We start from the raw sequence: 18,850 nt of genomic DNA, 5'->3' as shown, positions 1-18,850 counted from the left end.
GCAAATGTTAAGGTAACAAAACATCTAATTTGACCACTTTATGTGTTATATTAACTGTTAATGTAGTGTTAAATGAATGTTAAGTTAAAATAACATAGAATAGGGGCAAATATATATATATTTATAGTTTAATATATTGTAATTTTGTATTAGAATAAATTGTATTATGATTAACAAAAAACCTACTTTTAAGAAACTCACCCCAAGTTTCGGAAGTTCTATATTAGTAAAGCAACATATAGATACTGTAGATAAGAATGGGGCCTATTGGCATTTTCACCCAGAGCTTGAACTGGTCTATATAAACAAAGGGCAAGGAAAGACACATATTGGAAACCATCTATCGTATTTTAACAACAGTCAATTAATACTTATTGGATCTAATTTACCTCATAATGGATTTACCGACAGGTTAACGGCAAACGGAACAGAAACAACCGTTCAGTTTAAATCTAATTTTTTAGGGGAAGATTTTCTCAATATTCCAGAAACGGCTAGTATTGCAGCATTATTTCAAAGGGCTAAGCAAGGCATCCGTTTTAAAATGGAAACCAAAGCCGTTATAGGAAGTAAAATTGAAAGTTTAATGGAGTATACTGGCTTAGAAAGGGTTATAAAGTTTCTTGAGATTTTAAACTATCTGGCCTTTACAGACGATTATACACTATTAAACGCCGATGGGTTTGCTTTTGAAACGGAAGCTCAAGATAGTGGCAAAATCGATATTATTTTTAAGTACGTTAATACAAATTTCCAAAACCATATTAGTTTAGATGAAATTGCCGATAAGGTAAGTATGACTGTACCAGCATTTTGTAGATACTTTAAAAAAGCTACTGGAAAAACATTTACACAGTTAGTAAACGAGTATAGGGTAGTGCATGCTACAAAACTACTTATTGAAAGCCAAATGAGTATTACAGATATCTGTTTTGAATGTGGATTTAATAATTTTTCCCATTTTAATAAAACGTTCAACGATATAACAGGTAAAAGTGCATCGCATTACAGGAAAGAAATTAAACTGATTATTCAATAGTTTAATTTTAATTAAGCACAAGTTTTACACTTTTTTGAACAATTTTATTGTCAGTTGTAAATGTTAAGGTTCCAAATATAAATTTAGAGCTGAGTGAATTATTTCGATTTAGTAAAACAGGTACCGAATTATTACCCGTACCAAAATCAGCTTTCTTTTCTAATAATTTCCTACCTAAAATATCGTAAAGTTCAATGCTCAATTCCCCTGAAAATTCAGATGTAAAATCAATATTAACATGATCTTTAACTGGATTTGGATGAATTTTTAAATCATTAACGTAATTAGTTGTAATCTCTTCTATACCTAAAGATCCGCCCAAGCAAGTGGTCTCGGCAATATTTTTATTTAGAACTTTATTGAATAAAATCGCATGGCCATCATTATTCAGATGGATACCATCACCAGCATCTAAATTGCTTAGAATTTTTCCATCCACATCAGCTATTCCGTCCCAAAAACTTATAGACTTGTCTGCATAGATTGAAAGTATTTGATCCTTTACATCTCTTTGAATTTGAATATTAGAAGCAGAGGAGAAATTTCTGGGTTGTGTTGTAGTTATCCATAAAGGCGTAGAATTATTGGAAGCAGCAGTATTCAATGCTGCATAATTATCTAATTGAGCGTTTATAGAATATCCTTCAGCGGTATCATTAGAGGGCATATTAATTATAATGGCGACAGGATTATATGATAATGCTTCGGTTATGTTCCTGTCTTCATCAATGGTAACATCTACTCCGTCTGGGAGCACTGTTCCTGTTGGTAGTATGTGGTAAGTAGTTAATCCAAGAGCACTTAAATTAATAATATTAAGTTTGGTGTTTTTTTGAAATATAGTAGTATAATATAAATTTACCCAAGAATTTTCTATTGGAGTTGCCCCAGTGCCAAGGGCTGTAGAAGACCCTAAAACAACAATATTACAAGAAGATGTGTCTTCAGAGATTTCAAACACGCTATTGCTTGTATCTACAGTTGTATTAGAAGTGGCACGAACCAAAGATTGTAAAGAAGCTGTATTTGGGATTGTCCATTCATAGCTTACACTAGTATTGGGAACAGTTGCAATGGGAATCCAAGAATAGCCATTATTTATGGAGTACTCTAAAATAACATCCGATGATAAACCATTACTTTCCCAAGTAATAGAAGGTGTTTTTCCAACCTGCCAATACTCATCGCCATTAGGAGCGGTAATTGTTAAACACTGTCCGTATACAGAAAAGGAAATTATGTTTAAAAAAACAAAATAGAGAATTTTTCTCATAGAGGTTAAGATGTGTAACATTAATGGATTTGGGAATTCGCATGCTAATTTAATATAAAGAAATCGTTATGTCATCTGTTCGACGATTAAAAGCACTTTTATTTGTATCAGATAACTTTTTTGGATTTTATACACAACCAATCTTGATAAAATGGTTCAAATTTTGGAATTATTAAAGAAGGATATTTATTGCCATTCTTTATAAAATTGGTCTAAAAAACCTAACATATAATTATGGCGTTCCATAGCTAGGGCACGTCCAGTTTTTGTATTCATTTTATCTTTAAGAAGCAATAATTTTTCGTGAAAATGGTTGATTGTTGGAGCATTAGATGTTTTATATTCCTCTTTAGTCATATTAAGATTAGGCTTAATATCTGGATTGTAAAGTGGCCTGTTTTTAAATCCACCATAATTAAAACAACGGGCAATACCAATAGCACCCATGGCATCCAACCTATCGGCATCTTGAACTACATTCAATTCTGTTGAATAGAATTTTTGCGCCTCATTACCACCTTTAAAGGAAATGTTTTCAATGATTTTTATAACGTGTTCAATGATTACGGAATCTACATTGATTTTAAATAAAAATTCCCGTGCTATTTTAGGGCCTATGGTTTCATCACCATTATGAAATTTGCTATCGGCTATATCATGAAGTAAGGCACCAAGCGACACTACAAATGCATTTGTTTTTTCACCTTTTGCAATAAGCAAAGCATTTTTATAAACCCGCTCCGTGTGAAACCAATCATGTCCGCCTTCAGAATTTGCAAGGGTATCTTTTACAAAAATGATGGTTTTGTTAATTTGTTCTTCTGTAGTCATGGCATAAAAATAAAAATTCCTTTCATTTTTGAAAGGAATTAATTTTATGTAGTTATATATAATTACGATTTTAATGCAGCAGGTTCTACCCATTTAAATTGATAGGAATTCTCAGGTATTTTGATTCTATCCGCCAATCTAGACATTCTTTCTGGTAATTTCATCAAATAATCCCTTGCCTTTTCAGCATCATCATTAAGGCCTGTAATTTTATCAATTTCCCAACGCTCGATTAGTTTTTGTAAAATATCTACGTAATCTTTTGAAGTGTAAACACCTATGCGTTGAGCCGTATTCGAAAATTCTTCAAATGCTGTGCTTATTTTATCGCCAGACTCTCTTAAAAAATGCGCAGGCATCGTTATTTTTTGTTTCATCATGTATTGAAACGCCACCATCATCTGATTAGGATCTACCTTAAAAATACGCTCTACAAACTCAGAATACGCATGATGGTGCCTCATTTCATCACCAGAAATGATTTTACACATCTTTCCTAATTGTTTATTGCCACTTTTACTGGCAATTTTCGCTACTCGATTATGTGAAATATAAGTTGCCAATTCTTGAAAACTGGTATAAATGAAGTTTTTGTAAGGGTCTCTGTCGGTGCCAATATCAAAACCATCCGCAATTAAATGCTGTGTGGTTTTTTCAATTTCTTTCATATTAACACGACCAGATAAATAAAGATATTTATTCAGAACATCGCCATGTCTGTTTTCTTCAGCAGTCCACTGTTTTACCCATTTAGACCAGCCGTTTCCACCATCACCAACTTGGTCAACACCTTCAACATCCATCAGCCAAGACTCATACGTTGGCAAAGCTTCTTCCGTAATCATATCGCCCACAAGAACGACCCAAAAATCGTATGGCAATTCTTTGGATAACTCCCTAATCTCTCTAACTTCTTCAAAAAAAGTTTGATCATCGCCTTCAGAGTTTGGCAAAAAGTCAGTTGGTTGCCAAATACTATCAATAGGTATGAGGTATTTTTCTATTAATGAATCGACGTCTTTTTCCAAAAACTTCATGACTTCAAATCTCACATTTTTCAACGACATAACTATATTTTAAGGGTGAATGTGTTCTTTTATAACAGTTTCTATGTTATTAATAAGTGTATCCTTATCTAATACAAAGGTAGACAATTTTATAGGCTTATGTACGGTAAATGTAATATGTGTGCCTAAACCCATAGGGAATTTACCATATTTTAACATTTTCCATGAATTATTTATCGAAATAGGAACAATTAAAGCCGATGGCACTTTCTTAAATAAAATTTCCAATCCTTTCGTTTGAAATGGTTTTGGCTCGCCGTTTTTGCTTCTGGTACCTTCCGGGAAAATAACCGCAGCACGTTTGTTGGTTTCAATATACTCCCCAAATTTCATAAGCTCTGGCAAGGACTGACGGGGATTTTTTCTATCAATCAACGCCGCACCACCATGCCGTAAATTATAAGATACACTTGGAATGCCTTTGCCCAATTCTATTTTACTTATAAATTTTGGGTGGTATTTACGCATATACCAGGTTAGCGGATATATGTCGTGCAAACTCTGATGGTTAGCTACTATTATTAACGGTTGATTGGTGTCAATATGATACGGATTTGTAAATGTAAAACGTGTCCCTATAATATTGGCACAACGCATTAGGCAAAATTGTAAAATATCGACGCTTTTTTTATGTGCCTGATAACCAAATACATTAAAACAAAACCACTGAATGGGATGGAATATCACCAGTGTTAAAAAGAAGCACAGATAATAAATAATGGATATTGGGTATGACAATATTTTTTGCATGCCCCAAAAATAAGTAAAAACTAAGTTTTAATAAACAGGAATACAGGTGTTATTTTCACATGTCAAACTAGTAGGAGGCATCACAGCACTACAGTCTGAAATAATACCATATTTTGTGTTGAAATCAGATTGTTTTTGGTTGTATTCGCCAACCTTAGACTCTAGTTCTTCAACATCGATAGACGTTGAATATATTAAATAACCCCAAGGACCACCACAAGGTTTGCTTCCAAAGGCGATAAATTTACATTGGGTATTTTCGTTGCAGACGGATGTTTCAGCTAAGTTTTCAATCCTCTGTTTTAGGGCAACTAATTCTTGTTGTTCTTGTTCTTTGGTTAAATTGGCATCATCTTCACATTGAAATGCCATAAAGAGCAAACAAATAGCTAGTAAGGGCAAAAAAATCTTTTTCATGGATAAACATTTATAACTTAGATGCCAATTCATTAAAAAGGTTGCGTCATAAAACAAAGAACCACGATAATTATCGTGGTTCTTTTATTCATATTTTTTGAAGTCTTCTGTCTTCGGTCATCCGTCAAATCTTAACAATACTCGTTATAAGCATCCATTAGGTTTTCTGCAATAAGTTCTGCTGGTCTGCCTTCAATGTGGTGACGCTCTAACATGTGTACCAATTCGCCATCTTTAAATAAAGCCATACTTGGTGAACTTGGAGGAAACGGAACCATGTGCTCTCTTGCTCTGGTTACGGCATCAAAATCTACACCTGCAAAAACAGTCACGATATGGTCTGGACGTTTTGCATTTTGTAAACTCATTCTAGCACCTGGTCTTGCATTTGCTGCAGCACACCCACAAACAGAGTTTACAACCACAAGTGTTGTACCTTCTTTTGCTATAGCGGCATCAACTTCCGCAGGCGTATGTAATTCTTCAAAACCAACTTTGGTTAAATCTTCTCGCATTGGTTTTACTAATTCTGCTGGATACATATTTTTAAATTTTAATAATTAACATTTTATAGAGTGCAAAGATACCAATTGTGTAACAAATTATAGATGCATTCTACTAACAAATACTATATTTACCCATAATTAAAATCTATCACTTATATGAGTTTTTCGAAATGGATTGGTGCTGCCATTGGATGGTCGTTTGGAGGTCCTATAGGCGCCATCATTGGTTTGGCATTGGGCAGTGTTGTTGATGGCATGTCTAACGGAGAAGCAGCTACAGTATACAGCGACAATCCACAACAACGGCCACAAACACAATCCGGCGATTTTGAAGTGAGTCTACTTATTTTAGCTTCTATCGTTATAAAAGCTGATGGCAAGCAAGACCAACGTGAGTTGGATTTTGTACGCAATCAATTTGTGGGTATGTATGGTAAGGAACGTGCCAATCATGCTTTTAAACTTTTTAAAGAGATAAACAAACAACAAGATATTTCCACTAGGCAAGTGTGTTTGCAAATCAGACAAATGATGGAACATGCGTCGCGCTTGCAACTCATTCACTTTTTATTCGGAATTGCCAAAGCAGATGGTTTGGTAACCGATGATGAGGTACACCAAATTTATACCATCGCTGGTTATTTGGGTATCAGTCACAATGATTATGAAAGCATCAAAGCGATGTTCTACAAGAGTGCCGATAGTGCTTATAAAATACTGGAAATTGATAAAACCGCTACCAACGACGACATTAAAAAAGCCTACCGCAACATGGCTAAAAAATACCATCCTGATAAAGTGATTCATTTAGGAAAAGAATATCAACAAGGTGCTGAAGAAAAATTCAGGAAAGTACAAGAAGCTTATGAGCAGTTGCAGAAGGAGCGAGGGTTTTAAAAAGAAAGTTTTTTAATACAAAATTTAGTGTGATTAGATAAATTTCTTATATTTACCTATTAAACATATAAAATTTATGAGTGTATTAATAAGAAATCTATTTTTTCTGATTACTATTTTATTTTATGGTTGCGCAAATACAAAGGAAAAATTTTTACAGATTAATGGAACAGTAATGGGTACTGATACCAAATCAATTTTGTTAATGAAGCCCAATCAAGATTTAAGGTTTGATTCATTAATTGAGATTCCTGTGGAAAATGGAAAATTCTATTATGAATCAAGACTGGAACATTCAGAAGCAGTAAATTTAATGTTAGGAGATGCTAGAGAAAAGGGCGGGGGAAGAACCATGGCTTTATTTTTAGAGAATGAAAAAATAGATTTAATAATTCATTCAGAACAAGACTTTGATAAAAATCAAGTGCAAGGAGGTGAGTTAAATAAACAGTATCAAATCTTTAAAATGGAAACTGATTCATTGTTTAAAGACAAACCTTTTGAAGAGCAACTTTTATGGCAACAAGATTATATTTATCGAAATCCAAGTTTAATTTCTTATTACTTATTTTTAGAACATCTAATATATTTTAAAGAAGATATTGACTTGAATTTAGTAAAAAGAAATTATGACAAACTTTCTGAAACAAATTTAGAGCATCCGTACAACGATTTAGCTTCTAACTTAATTAAGGCAATTGAAAATATAAAAGTCGGGAAAGCGTATGTTGATTTTTCAGCCCCAGATTTAAAAGGTAATATCATAAAGTTATCAGATAAAATTAAAGGAAAAGTTGTTTTATTAGATTTATGGGCAACATGGTGCGGACCTTGTATTGCTAAAAGTAGAACCTTGTTACCAATATATAGTGAATACAAAGACAAAGGATTTACAATTGTTGGTGTGGCTGGAGAATTTAAAGATACAGACAGACTCTTTAAGTTTTTAGAGAAGGAAAAATGGCCTTGGGTAAATTTAGTGGAATTAGATAGAGAAAATAGTATTTGGCAAAAATATGGTGTTGATGGTGGCGGAGGCGATATGTTTTTAATCGATATAAACGGAAAAATTATAGCAAAAGATCCAACTGCTGATGAGGTTAGAAAACATTTGGAGTTACAATTAAATTAATATTATCCAAAAAAAACAGCAATATTATCTTTTTGATGTCCTGACAAGTTTTTCAAATTAATCCCAACCCTTTAATTAAATTTGCTATCAAAAGCATCAAAATGATGAAGCCCAAATTGTTTTTTAGTCTATTAATAATTGTTCTTATTATTAGTTCTTGTGCTTCAAAAAAGCAGTTAGATACCATCAAACCTGAGGCAGAAAAAGCTGCTACACCTTTAGTTTATGAGCTTGATCCGTCGTTTATAAATGTACCGGTAAGTATAAAATTATCAGATATTGAAAATCAAACAAACGCCATATTGAATGGGTTGATTTATGAAAACAAAGGTATTGAAGATGACAATATTGAAATAAAAGTATGGAAACAAGCTCCCATAACGATTCGGCAAGATAAAGCGTCAAACAATCAACGAATTAAAACCATATTACCTCTAAAAGCGGTCATTAAATATAGAATTGGCACGCAAACTATGGGCGTTAATCTGTATAAAACCAGCGAATTTAATTTAAATGGTGTGGTGACACTTTCAAGTGATATTGGTTTATCTAACTGGAAATTAAAATCAAAGACAACCATAACCGATTTACAGTGGAAAGAAAGTCCGTCCATGGTTGTTTACGGAAAAAATGTGCCCGTAACCTATTTGGTTAATCCTGCCATAAAATTATTTAGAGCCAACATTGAAAAAAGCATTGACGAGGCCATACAAGCGTCTATGGATTTCAAACCAAACGTTTTAAATGCCATTGAAAAATTAACGGTACCTTTTAAAATGAATGATGATTATGAAAGTTGGCTTAGATTGGTGCCGATTGAAATTTACACTACCGATGCCCAACTTAAAAACGATAACGTATTGCTTCAAATGGGCATGAAATGCCAAATGGAAACGGTTATTGGGCATCAACCGGAATCAAAATTTGACGCAAAAAACATTCTTTTAAAACCGGTAACGGACATGCCCAACCATGTCACTTCAAACATTATTGCCATTTCAACTTATGAGGACGCTTCAAAAATTATGACCAAAAATTTTTCGGGTCAAGAGTTTATTTCGGGTTCAAAAAAGGTAACGGTTAAAAAAGTTGATATTTGGCATAAAGACAATAATTTAGTCATAGCTCTCGATTTACAAGGCTCTGTAAATGGGACGATATATCTTTCAGGCATGCCACAATATGATGCTGTTAATAAGGAAATATATTTCTACAAATTAGATTATGTTTTAGATACTAAAAATAAGTTATTGCGTACCGCCAATTGGTTGGCAAAAGGGCTCATCCTTAAAAGAATTCAAGAATACTGTAAATACTCCATTCAAACCAATTTAGATGAAGGCAAGCAAACAATGTTAGGCTATCTTAATAATTACTCGCCAGTTCCTGGTGTTTTTGTGAATGGCACGATGAAAGATATCGAGTTTGAAAAAATACAATTAACCAATACAGCCATATTAGCATTTTTAAAAGTTAAAGGAAATATCAGTGTCACGGTTGATGGATTGAAGTAATTTCAATTTTTAAAAACAATAGATGATTGATTTTTGTCCACTTTCATATCAACCGTTCTGCCTAAAATCAGGGCGCGATTATCCTTTTCATGACCAGCAGGCATATTAAAGGCAATCGGGAAATTGTATTCCGCTAAAGCATCTAAAATAAGTTGTTGCACAGGACTTCCCCAAAGGGTTGTGTTTTTTCGAATTTTAGAAACATCCCCAACAATCACACCTTTACAATTAGTAAAATAACCGGCACGTTTTAGACTCTGCAACATACGGTCGATACTGTATTCATACTCACCAATTTCCTCAATAAACAAGATTTTTCCAGAGGTATCAATACTGGTATTAGACCCCAACATACTGTATAAAATGGATAAATTGCCACCAGCAAGAGGCGCACTCATGCTTCCTATTTTATTGTATTTAGAACCTGGAAGTGTGTATGATAAAGGACTTCCGAAAAGCGCTGTTTTAAATGTCGAAATGGTTTCTTTAATGCTTTCGGCATCATCTTGCAAACTGGTACACATCATGGCATGCAGACTTTCAAAACCTAAGTTATGAACCTGATTGTGCAAGGCGGTAATATCACTATAGCCAATAATCCATTTAGGCTTCTTTTTAAACTTGGTATAATCTAATTTATCAAGAATTCTAACGGCACCATAACCGCCACGAGCGCACCAAATGGCTTTAATTTTTGGGTCGTCCAACGCCATTTGAAAATCTTCAGCACGTTCGGCATCGGTTCCTGCAAAATGGTTATTTTGGTTAAATACGTGTTTTCCAACGATGACATAAATTCCCCAACTTTTTAAAAGTGTTTTGGCTTGTTCAATCTCTGCAGTTCTGTTTTTTAAAATGCCCGATGGCGCCACAATGGCAACGGTATCGCCCGCTTTTAAGTAGGGTGGTTGTTTCAAGGTTTTTGTTTGTTTTGATGGATTATCTTGTGCTGATGCATCGGTTTCTCCGAAGAAAAAAACAGCACAACATAATCCAATAATTAATAGGATTTTCGACATAATGTAAATGTACATTTTTTTTCTAAATCGGTTTCAAAATGTGTACTTTTATGCCTTCAAAATAACTCGTCATTACGAGTGAAACGAAGTAATCTGCTTGTTTTGAGTTTCAATTTATGAGATTGCTTCGTCACTTTGTTTCTCGCAATGACGGTAAAATTTAAAATTAATGAACAAACCAAAACGATATACCATTACCTCCGCATTACCTTATACCAACGGCCCTATTCATATTGGGCATTTGGCAGGCGTGTATGTGCCAGCCGATATTTATGCGCGTTTTTTACGCTTAACAGGAAATGATGTGGTTTTTATTGGTGGCAGTGATGAACACGGCGTGCCTATTACCATTAAAGCAAAAAATGAAGGCGTATCTCCGCAAGATGTGGTGGATAAATACCATGCCATTATTAAAAAATCGTTTGAAGAGTTCGGGATTTCTTTTGATAATTATTCACGGACTTCTGCTAAAGTCCATCATGAAACGGCATCGGAATTCTTTAAAACCTTATATGACAAAGGAGCATTTATTGAAGAGACATCCGAGCAATTATATGATGAACAAGCCAATCAGTTTTTAGCGGACAGGTTTGTAACAGGAACGTGTCCGAAATGTGGCAATGAAGAAGCTTATGGCGATCAGTGCGAAAAATGTGGAACGAGTTTAAATGCAACGGATCTAATCAATCCGAAATCAGCCCTTACAGGTAATGTGCCGACTCTGAAGGAAACCAAACATTGGTATTTGCCTTTAGATAGGTATGAAGATTTTTTAAAGGAATGGATTTTAGAAGGCCATAAAAAAGATTGGAAACCGAATGTGTACGGACAAGTGAAATCGTGGATTGATGATGGTTTGCGTCCACGTGCTGTAACCCGCGATTTAGATTGGGGAATCCCGGTGCCTGTTAAAGGAGGTGAAGGCAAAGTGCTATATGTTTGGTTTGATGCGCCTATTGGTTATATATCATCAACCAAAGAATGGGCAGCGAGAGTCGGTAAAGATTGGGAACCCTATTGGAAAAGCGACGATACTAAATTGGTGCATTTTATTGGGAAGGATAATATTGTGTTTCACTGCATTATTTTCCCAGCCATGTTAAAAGCGGAAGGCAGTTACATTTTACCAGATAATGTGCCGGCGAACGAGTTTTTAAATTTAGAAGGCAATAAATTATCCACCTCAAAAAATTGGGCAGTTTGGTTGCCCGATTATTTGTTGGAATTCCCAAATCAGCAAGATGTATTGCGTTATGCATTAACGGCGAATGCTCCAGAAACGAAGGATAATGATTTTACTTGGAAAGATTTTCAGGCAAGAAATAACAACGAATTGGTAGCGATTTTTGGAAATTTTATCAATCGTGTGGTGGTTTTGACCAATAAATATTATGAAGGTGAGGTGCCTGTTCCGAATGAGTTATCTCAAATAGATGAAGAAACATTGGCGGCTGTAAAAGCCTATCCTGATGTTATTGCCAGTTCTATTGAGCGGTATCGTTTCAGGGAAGCACAGCAAGAGTTGATGAATTTAGCCCGACTTGGAAATAAATATCTAGCCGATGAAGAACCTTGGAAAGTCATTAAAGTAGATGAAGCACGAACGAAAACCATCATGTATGTGGCGTTACAAATCGCTTCAGCATTGGCAACTTTAAGCGAACCATTTTTACCGTTTACTTCAGCTAAACTTAAAGGGATCCTTTGTCATTCCGCACTTGATGCGGAATCCACTTGGAGTGATATTGCTTCAAAAAACATACTACTTCCATCAGGACATAATATAGGCGAAGCCGAATTATTATTCTCCAAAATTGAAGACGAAACTATTCAATTCCAATTGGATAAATTGGAAGCTAGCAAAAAAGCCAATGAAGCTGCAAAAAAAGTTGTAGAACCACAAAAGGAGACCATTACCTTTGAAGATTTTGCCAAATTGGATATTCGTGTCGGGACGATTTTAGAAGCGGAAAAAATGCCAAAAGCTAAAAAATTATTGGTATTGAAAGTTGATACAGGCATTGATGTAAGAACAATCGTTTCTGGTATTGCCGAAAGTTTTACACCCGAAGAAGTTGTTGGAAAACGCGTTACTGTTTTAGTTAACTTGGCACCAAGGGAATTACGTGGCGTAGTCAGCCAAGGCATGATTTTAATGACTGAGAATGCAAAAGGTAAATTGGTTTTTGTAAATCCAGATGATGCTAATGTTGCAAATGGATTGCATATAAGTTAGTTATTTCTTAACTTTATAAAAAACACAAAATTATGTTATCAAAAAATATAGAACAAGCACTTAACAACCAAATAAAAATAGAAGCTGAATCGTCACAAATTTATTTAGCCATGGCGTGTTGGGCAGAAGTTAAAGGTTTGGAAGGTGTTGCAGGGTTTATGTTTAAGCAGTCACAAGAAGAACGTGACCACATGCTTAAATTGGTGAAATACGTAAACGAACGTGGTGGCCATGCCCAAGTATCGGCACTTGCCGCACCAAACGTGACGTTTAAATCTTTTAAGGAAATGTTTGAAGAACTTTACAAACATGAAATTTTTGTTTCAGAAAGCATCAACGAATTGGTACACATTAGTCTTCAAGAAAAAGATTATTCAACACATAACTTTTTACAATGGTATGTTGCTGAACAAATAGAAGAAGAAGCGGTGGCGCGTACTATTTTAGACAAGATAAATTTAATTGGCGACGATAAAGGAGGCTTGTATTTGTTTGACAGGGATATTGTTACCTTAACGGTAAGTTCGGCTTCAACAGTAAATCCACAATAAATTTAACATTTAATCTTATTTAGATTTAATAAAAATAATTATTTTTGCCCATACTATAGAAAAGTTGTGGGTAAAAAGAAGCAAAAAAAAGCAATTAAAAAACTTGAAAAGTTTGGAATTAAACTTCCGAATAAAGTAAAGAGCAGTTGCTGTGAAAAATATAAAAAATCAGAGGATAAGCGTTGTGGAAAATGTCCTTGTTTCGATTTACTTAAAAAAGTAGCTTAATCACAAAAATCTACCAATATTCATAATTTATTAAAAGCAGACTTTTATTTAAAAGAGTCTGCTTTTTTGTTTTTCTGTCATTATTTCGACGTAATACACAATCAACAAATTATATAATACAAAAAGCAAATTTTGTAATTAAGGATAACATCCATTGCTTTAATTTTGTGCGTATAATAGTAAAACAATCAACGTATGAAAAAATTAGTAACAGCATTAAGCATAAGTCTTCTTTTAATTGTCGCTTCTTGTGGAACCTCAAAAACCGTAAGAACCTCAAAAAAAGTAATTAAAGGCGATTGGGTATTGAGTTCAATAACTTATAGCCAAGCAGGCACTTACAACACAACCTTACTTAACGATGCTTCTAAAGCTTGTTTTGAAGGCAGTACATGGCAATTCATCCCAAATAATAATACAGGGATATATACCATTAATAATTCAAGTTGTTCAACAGGAGAAAGACATTTTGTATTTACCATTCAAGAAGTAAATGCAGAAACAGGTTTGTATGATTTTTTATTAAAACCAACGGATGAAAGACATAAATCGGAAACCAATCAAGGTTTTAGGTTAAAACTTTCAGCATTATCTGACACGGCGATGCAATGGCAACAATCGGTTAGTGTAGCGGGCAGTTCTCTTATCATAAACATGAATTTTACAAAACAATAATATATAATTATGAAAACAACCATAAAAAACATAGGAATAACACTTTTTACAATAGTTTTAGTCATAAGCTTAACTAATTGTAAAGCAGTTCAAAACGCAAATAATAAACAGAAAGGTGCTGTTATTGGTGCTACAGGAGGCGCTATTTTAGGAGCCATTATTGGCAACAATGTAGGTAAAGGTGGCAATGGCGAATTAGGCGCCGTTATTGGTGGTGTTGTTGGTGGTGGTGCAGGTATTCTAATTGGTAGTAAAATGGATAAACAGGCCCAAAAAATTGAAGAAGAAATTCCAGGTGCGCAAGTAGAGCGAGTTGATGATGGTATTGTAGTAACTTTTGATGAAAGCAGTGGGGTGTATTTTGATACCAATAAATTCAATCTAAATACGGCTTCACAAACAACATTAAATAAACTGATTGGTGTTTTTAAAGAATACCCCGATACTAATATATTGGTTGTTGGACACACTGATAGCCAAGGTGCAGAAGATTATAATATGACACTTTCTAAGAATAGGGCTTATGCCGTAACAAATTATTTATCTCAAAATGGGATATCTAACGGAAGGCTTACTACAAATTGGTTTGGTGAAACTCAGCCCATGCATGATAACAGCACTGCTTCTGGACGTGCTAAAAACAGACGTGTGAACGTTGCTATTTTGCCAAATCAGAAAATGATTGAAGAGGCTAAAGCACAGGCAGGAAATTAAAAACAATATTATATTTGTATAAATCTCGTTTTCAATGTTTCTTTGAAAACGAGATTTTTTTGTAACAAAACGATATTAAATGACCCAACTACTAAACTACATTATCACTTATACCCAACTTCCTGAAACCTCCATAAAAAATACGGTAGAATTATTAAACGAAGCGTGCACCGTTCCGTTTATTGCACGTTACCGAAAGGAACGTACAGGTAATTTAGATGAGGTCCAAATTGGGGATATTGTTAAATACAAAGAACAATTTGAAGTTCTTGAAAAGCGTAAAGTAGCCATTCTGAAATCCATTGAAGAACAAGATGCTTTAACTCCTGAATTGCGAGAAAAAATAGAAGCTTGTCAGGATTTAACAACGCTGGAAGATTTATACATGCCTTTCAAAAAAAGTAAAAAAACCAAAGCAGAAACCGCGCGCCAAAACGGATTGGAACCTTTGGCTAAAATCATCATGTCTCAAAATGCACATGATTTAGAATCTATAGCGTTAAAATATATAAAAGGCAATGTCGCTTCCACGGAAGATGCTTTGGAAGGTGCCAGACATATTATAGCGGAATGGATTAATGAACGTACGGATATTAGGAACAATATTCGACATCAGTTAGAACGTTTTGCGATGATTTCCACGAAAGTGGTTAAATCAAAATCGAATGAAGAAGATGCCCAAAAATTCCGGGATTATTTTGATTGGGAAGAATCATTAAGTCGGATTCCTTCTCACCGATTGCTCGCTATTTTAAGAGCAGAAAGTGAAGGCTATATCAAATTCAAAATTACCATTGACGACGATAAAGCCCTTGCCAAAATTGAAGAGCGTATTATTCGTTCGCAAAACGATTCTGCGGAACAGATTCAATTAGCCATAACCGATGCTTACAAACGTTTACTATTGCCATCATTGAGCAACGAAGCATTACAAATTGCCAAAGAAAAAGCCGATGAGTCCGCCATTACGGTGTTTGCAAAAAACTTAAAACAATTGTTATTGGGTTCGCCCATTGGTGAAAAGCGGGTGTTAGCCATCGATCCCGGATTTCGGACAGGCTGCAAAGTGGTATGTTTGGACGCTCAAGGGAATTTGTTATATAATGAAACCATTTATCCGCATCCACCAAAAAGTGATTCCATTGGTGCGATGAAAAAACTGAGTTCTTTAGCAGATGCTTACAAAATAGAAGCTATTGCTATTGGTAACGGTACCGCATCACGAGAAACCGAGCAGTTAGTAAAACGCGTACATTTTAAGAATGATATTCAGGTGTTTGTGGTGAGTGAAGCTGGGGCGAGTATTTATTCGGCTTCAAAAATTGCTAGAGATGAATTCCCTAATTATGATGTCACGGTAAGAGGCAGTGTTTCTATTGGAAGAAGACTCCAAGATCCATTGGCGGAATTGGTTAAAATTGATGCTAAGTCTATTGGTGTTGGGCAATATCAACACGATGTTGATCAAGCCAAGCTCAAAAAAGAATTGGATGTGGTTGTAGAAAGTTGCGTGAATGCGGTTGGGGTGAATATTAATACCGCAAGTAGTAGTTTGCTGAGTTATGTATCTGGGATTGGTCCAAAATTGGCAGAAACCATCGTAAGTTATCGTGCGGAAAATGGCGCGTTTGCTTCGAGAAATGATATTAAAAAAGTACCGAGGCTGGGCGATAAAGTTTTTGAACAAGGTGCCGGTTTTTTACGAATTAAGAATGCTAAAAATCCGTTGGATGATTCTGCGGTGCATCCCGAAAGTTATGTAATTGTTGAAAAAATGGCAAAGGACTTGGACAAAACCGTTCAAGACCTTATTGGAAATACAGTGGTTTTAAAACAAATTCCGTTAGAAAAATACATCACGAAATCGGTGGGATTGCCAACACTTCAAGACATTGTAAAGGAATTGGAAAAGCCCGGGTTGGACATTCGGGAGCAAGCAAAAGTGTTTACGTTCAATCAAAATATCAAAACCATTAACGATGTGCAAGAAGGACAATTATTGCCGGGTATTGTAAACAACGTAACCAACTTTGGAGCTTTTGTTGATATTGGCATTAAAGAAAGCGGTTTGATACACGTTTCTAATTTATCCGATTCTTTTGTTTCTGATGTTGACGCACATGTGAGTTTGCATCAACAAGTCATTGTTAAAGTTTTAGAAGTTGATATTCCGCGAAAGCGTATTCAATTGAAACTTCATAAATAAAATAGCCACAACTACACTAATATAAAAAAGTGTACTTGTGGCTTTAGTAAAGAATCCCAATTAAGAAGCCATTTTAACCATGTGTGGTTCAACGATGGCTTTTTTAATGAGTGACTGCCAATTTTCAATACGTTGTAATTCAAAATCTTCGCTTAAATCATCATCAATATTAAAAAAGTTAATGATAAGATTTGGTTTGCCTGCCGATTTAAAAACCAATTCCAAATCTAGATTTTTTATAGATATAGCCTTGTTTGCACTATTTTTATAATTTCCAACAATATGGCATTCCTTTAATTCAATTAAAGATATGTTAGTAACAAAAGGGACCTCTTTTTTAAAGTGGATATAGGTGAGTACTTTGTTATCGCTACTGATACCAATAAAGTTTTTACGCCATATTTCTTTGGCACTATAAACGATGCCATTATCTTTTATTAATAAACTGGATTGTTTTTTTATACTGATTGTGTTTTTTGCGCCTTTATAAATAAATAATACAAAAGGAACAAATACGCTTAATACTAAAAGCGCAGAAATAACTATTAATGAGGTTTTCATCTGGTATGTTTTTAAATTAATTTTTTGAAATAGATAAAGCCATCATTAAATTGTTTAATGATGAAATTTTTATAAATACAATAAAATTAATTTGCTACAAGAAGGAGTGAAAGGGATAAATGATGGTTCTTGTAGTTAAGTTTAAATCTAAGAGATTAGATCTCTTTAGGTAGTTAAAGCATTCATCTAAAAACACATTTTTTAAACACGTAAACGTGTGAATAAAATTCGTGCTTGTTAATTTTTGCTTGTCAAAATTTAATAATTCATGTAAAGAATTATTAGCTGTGATCGCAGTTGTATTATATAAACCATCAATTTTAATCTCATGGGTATGGTGCGTAACTGTTTTAAATGGAACGGTACCTTCTGTTTTAAACAGAAATAAAGAGAAGAAACTTATCGTAACCGTTACAAGAAAACAGTTAAATCTTAGCATTTGATAGTCATTACAATACACAAATGTATAAATAAAGCATATTAATATATTAATAATTTTTTAGCTTTATTGTAAAACACATCATTCTATAAGAAAATGCTATAAAAAAAGGCAAGCCATTTGGCTCGCCTTTTTTGTTTTCAATATAAAATGTGCTATTTATTCATGTTTTTTATTTCGTTCATAAAGGTGTCCAAATCCGCACCATTACTAACTAACGTCATTGCCTTATCAATAATGTATTTGACGTTTACAGCATGAAAACCTAAACCGACCCCGATTTTATTTAAAAGTTTGTGTTCTGGGTCGCCATTAATTTGATCTACATGCACCATTCTTACCAAATCATATAAACGCTCTAAACGTCGGTCATACTCAATTGGAGGATTAATAGGATGCGATTTATAATCTTTTAAAATAATCTTATAATCTTCTTCGCTAATATCTAAATTGCGGGCCAATCTGTCCAAAAACGCTTTTTCATCATCAGAAATAAAACCATTGTCCATGGCTACTCTTACGATGGCAGCAAAATGGTCTTCGTTACGCTTTTTAAATCCACTATCAAATAAATCAGAAAACGACATATATTTTGTTTTTTAAAGTGGTGCAAACCTACATATTTTTTTCATTTTTTTAGCACAAAACAAAATGAAAAAAATCAAAAAGTTCCTTCTATCTAAGTTAATCAATAGCGATTAAATTTCAAAATTCTTTTTCTTTCTTGATTAATGAATCAAGCTTCATTAATTCGTTTTCCCAATTGCTTTAATCTCTAGTAGAGAAAATGTATTA

Annotated in this window: 18 protein-coding genes; 9 read left to right on the top strand and 9 right to left on the bottom strand. The window is 34.2% G+C overall.

Annotated elements, in window-relative coordinates; genetic code table 11:
- Window positions 1-166 precede the first annotated feature (166 nt).
- Entirely contained in the window at window positions 167-1,039 is an 873-nt protein-coding gene (locus CDH50_RS03000) for an AraC family transcriptional regulator (RefSeq protein WP_100610384.1), read from the top strand.
- Between the two features lie 7 nt (window positions 1,040-1,046).
- Here the strand turns inward: CDH50_RS03000 and CDH50_RS02995 are convergent, their stop codons facing one another.
- From CDH50_RS02995 to CDH50_RS02970, 6 genes are all read right to left on the bottom strand, one after another.
- On the bottom strand, window positions 1,047-2,312 hold the full coding sequence (locus tag CDH50_RS02995) for an SGNH/GDSL hydrolase family protein (RefSeq protein WP_157804928.1): 1,266 nt from the start codon (window positions 2,310-2,312) through the stop codon (window positions 1,047-1,049).
- Window positions 2,313-2,498: 186 nt separating this feature from the next.
- Window positions 2,499-3,143 (bottom strand): HD domain-containing protein, encoded by a 645-nt coding sequence (locus CDH50_RS02990; RefSeq protein ID WP_100610598.1) that lies wholly within the window; start codon window positions 3,141-3,143, stop codon window positions 2,499-2,501.
- 62 nt (window positions 3,144-3,205) lie between these two features.
- Window positions 3,206-4,210 (bottom strand): acyl-ACP desaturase, encoded by a 1,005-nt coding sequence (locus CDH50_RS02985; RefSeq protein WP_100610382.1) that lies wholly within the window; start codon window positions 4,208-4,210, stop codon window positions 3,206-3,208.
- 9 nt (window positions 4,211-4,219) lie between these two features.
- On the bottom strand, window positions 4,220-4,960 hold the full coding sequence (locus tag CDH50_RS02980) for a lysophospholipid acyltransferase family protein (protein WP_100610381.1): 741 nt from the start codon (window positions 4,958-4,960) through the stop codon (window positions 4,220-4,222).
- Window positions 4,961-4,987: 27 nt separating this feature from the next.
- Window positions 4,988-5,377, bottom strand: a complete 390-nt coding sequence (locus CDH50_RS02975) for a hypothetical protein (RefSeq protein ID WP_157804927.1) — start codon at window positions 5,375-5,377, stop codon at window positions 4,988-4,990.
- 131 nt (window positions 5,378-5,508) lie between these two features.
- Window positions 5,509-5,919 (bottom strand): BrxA/BrxB family bacilliredoxin, encoded by a 411-nt coding sequence (locus tag CDH50_RS02970; protein ID WP_100610379.1) that lies wholly within the window; start codon window positions 5,917-5,919, stop codon window positions 5,509-5,511.
- Between the two features lie 120 nt (window positions 5,920-6,039).
- Between CDH50_RS02970 and CDH50_RS02965 the strand changes: the two genes are divergently transcribed.
- From CDH50_RS02965 to CDH50_RS02955, 3 genes are all read left to right on the top strand, one after another.
- A complete protein-coding gene (locus tag CDH50_RS02965) occupies window positions 6,040-6,780 on the top strand; it encodes a TerB family tellurite resistance protein (RefSeq protein WP_100610378.1) in 741 nt (246 codons plus the stop codon).
- A gap of 76 nt (window positions 6,781-6,856) precedes the next feature.
- Window positions 6,857-7,912 (top strand): TlpA disulfide reductase family protein, encoded by a 1,056-nt coding sequence (locus tag CDH50_RS02960; RefSeq protein ID WP_100610377.1) that lies wholly within the window; start codon window positions 6,857-6,859, stop codon window positions 7,910-7,912.
- A 101-nt stretch (window positions 7,913-8,013) separates the two neighbouring features.
- The gene (locus tag CDH50_RS02955; protein ID WP_100610376.1) at window positions 8,014-9,426 is read left to right on the top strand and encodes a DUF4403 family protein; all 1,413 of its coding nucleotides are present in this window, start codon (window positions 8,014-8,016) and stop codon (window positions 9,424-9,426) included.
- Window positions 9,427-9,428: 2 nt separating this feature from the next.
- Here the strand turns inward: CDH50_RS02955 and CDH50_RS02950 are convergent, their stop codons facing one another.
- Window positions 9,429-10,445, bottom strand: a complete 1,017-nt coding sequence (locus CDH50_RS02950; protein ID WP_100610597.1) for a S66 peptidase family protein — start codon at window positions 10,443-10,445, stop codon at window positions 9,429-9,431.
- A 169-nt stretch (window positions 10,446-10,614) separates the two neighbouring features.
- Between CDH50_RS02950 and metG the strand changes: the two genes are divergently transcribed.
- The 5 genes from metG to CDH50_RS02925 all read left to right on the top strand — a co-directional run bounded on the left by metG (window position 10,615) and on the right by CDH50_RS02925 (window position 17,055).
- Window positions 10,615-12,681, top strand: coding sequence for a methionine--tRNA ligase (gene metG, locus CDH50_RS02945; protein ID WP_100610375.1), 2,067 nt, complete (start codon window positions 10,615-10,617; stop codon window positions 12,679-12,681).
- 32 nt (window positions 12,682-12,713) lie between these two features.
- Entirely contained in the window at window positions 12,714-13,232 is a 519-nt protein-coding gene (locus tag CDH50_RS02940) for a ferritin (RefSeq protein ID WP_100610374.1), read from the top strand.
- Window positions 13,233-13,655: 423 nt separating this feature from the next.
- On the top strand, window positions 13,656-14,135 hold the full coding sequence (locus tag CDH50_RS02935; RefSeq protein WP_100610373.1) for a lipocalin family protein: 480 nt from the start codon (window positions 13,656-13,658) through the stop codon (window positions 14,133-14,135).
- A 9-nt stretch (window positions 14,136-14,144) separates the two neighbouring features.
- Complete coding sequence (locus tag CDH50_RS02930; protein ID WP_100610372.1) at window positions 14,145-14,849, top strand: OmpA family protein; 705 nt, start codon at window positions 14,145-14,147, stop codon at window positions 14,847-14,849.
- Window positions 14,850-14,928: 79 nt separating this feature from the next.
- A complete protein-coding gene (locus tag CDH50_RS02925; protein ID WP_100610371.1) occupies window positions 14,929-17,055 on the top strand; it encodes a Tex family protein in 2,127 nt (708 codons plus the stop codon).
- A 60-nt stretch (window positions 17,056-17,115) separates the two neighbouring features.
- Here CDH50_RS02925 and CDH50_RS02920 read toward each other — a convergent pair whose 3' ends face one another.
- Window positions 17,116-17,616, bottom strand: a complete 501-nt coding sequence (locus CDH50_RS02920; RefSeq protein WP_100610370.1) for a hypothetical protein — start codon at window positions 17,614-17,616, stop codon at window positions 17,116-17,118.
- Window positions 17,617-18,210: 594 nt separating this feature from the next.
- On the bottom strand, window positions 18,211-18,642 hold the full coding sequence (locus CDH50_RS02915; RefSeq protein WP_100610369.1) for a fructose 1,6-bisphosphatase: 432 nt from the start codon (window positions 18,640-18,642) through the stop codon (window positions 18,211-18,213).
- Between the last annotated feature and the right edge of the window lie 208 nt (window positions 18,643-18,850).

The organism is Confluentibacter lentus (genome assembly GCF_002806995.1).
Lineage (GTDB): Bacteria > Bacteroidota > Bacteroidia > Flavobacteriales > Flavobacteriaceae > Confluentibacter > Confluentibacter lentus.
Note: the sequence above shows the minus strand (reverse complement) of the source record. Positions and strands in the feature narration are given on the sequence as shown.

Coding starts and splice junctions, on each gene's coding strand:
- CDH50_RS03000 (WP_100610384.1), top strand. CDS start 167: ATGATTAACAAAAAACCTACTTTTAAGAAACTCACCCCAAGTTTCGGA.
- CDH50_RS02995 (WP_157804928.1), bottom strand. CDS start 2,312: ATGAGAAAAATTCTCTATTTTGTTTTTTTAAACATAATTTCCTTTTCT.
- CDH50_RS02990 (WP_100610598.1), bottom strand. CDS start 3,143: ATGACTACAGAAGAACAAATTAACAAAACCATCATTTTTGTAAAAGAT.
- CDH50_RS02985 (WP_100610382.1), bottom strand. CDS start 4,210: ATGTCGTTGAAAAATGTGAGATTTGAAGTCATGAAGTTTTTGGAAAAA.
- CDH50_RS02980 (WP_100610381.1), bottom strand. CDS start 4,960: ATGCAAAAAATATTGTCATACCCAATATCCATTATTTATTATCTGTGC.
- CDH50_RS02975 (WP_157804927.1), bottom strand. CDS start 5,377: ATGAAAAAGATTTTTTTGCCCTTACTAGCTATTTGTTTGCTCTTTATG.
- CDH50_RS02970 (WP_100610379.1), bottom strand. CDS start 5,919: ATGTATCCAGCAGAATTAGTAAAACCAATGCGAGAAGATTTAACCAAA.
- CDH50_RS02965 (WP_100610378.1), top strand. CDS start 6,040: ATGAGTTTTTCGAAATGGATTGGTGCTGCCATTGGATGGTCGTTTGGA.
- CDH50_RS02960 (WP_100610377.1), top strand. CDS start 6,857: ATGAGTGTATTAATAAGAAATCTATTTTTTCTGATTACTATTTTATTT.
- CDH50_RS02955 (WP_100610376.1), top strand. CDS start 8,014: ATGATGAAGCCCAAATTGTTTTTTAGTCTATTAATAATTGTTCTTATT.
- CDH50_RS02950 (WP_100610597.1), bottom strand. CDS start 10,445: ATGTCGAAAATCCTATTAATTATTGGATTATGTTGTGCTGTTTTTTTC.
- metG (WP_100610375.1), top strand. CDS start 10,615: ATGAACAAACCAAAACGATATACCATTACCTCCGCATTACCTTATACC.
- CDH50_RS02940 (WP_100610374.1), top strand. CDS start 12,714: ATGTTATCAAAAAATATAGAACAAGCACTTAACAACCAAATAAAAATA.
- CDH50_RS02935 (WP_100610373.1), top strand. CDS start 13,656: ATGAAAAAATTAGTAACAGCATTAAGCATAAGTCTTCTTTTAATTGTC.
- CDH50_RS02930 (WP_100610372.1), top strand. CDS start 14,145: ATGAAAACAACCATAAAAAACATAGGAATAACACTTTTTACAATAGTT.
- CDH50_RS02925 (WP_100610371.1), top strand. CDS start 14,929: ATGACCCAACTACTAAACTACATTATCACTTATACCCAACTTCCTGAA.
- CDH50_RS02920 (WP_100610370.1), bottom strand. CDS start 17,616: ATGAAAACCTCATTAATAGTTATTTCTGCGCTTTTAGTATTAAGCGTA.
- CDH50_RS02915 (WP_100610369.1), bottom strand. CDS start 18,642: ATGTCGTTTTCTGATTTATTTGATAGTGGATTTAAAAAGCGTAACGAA.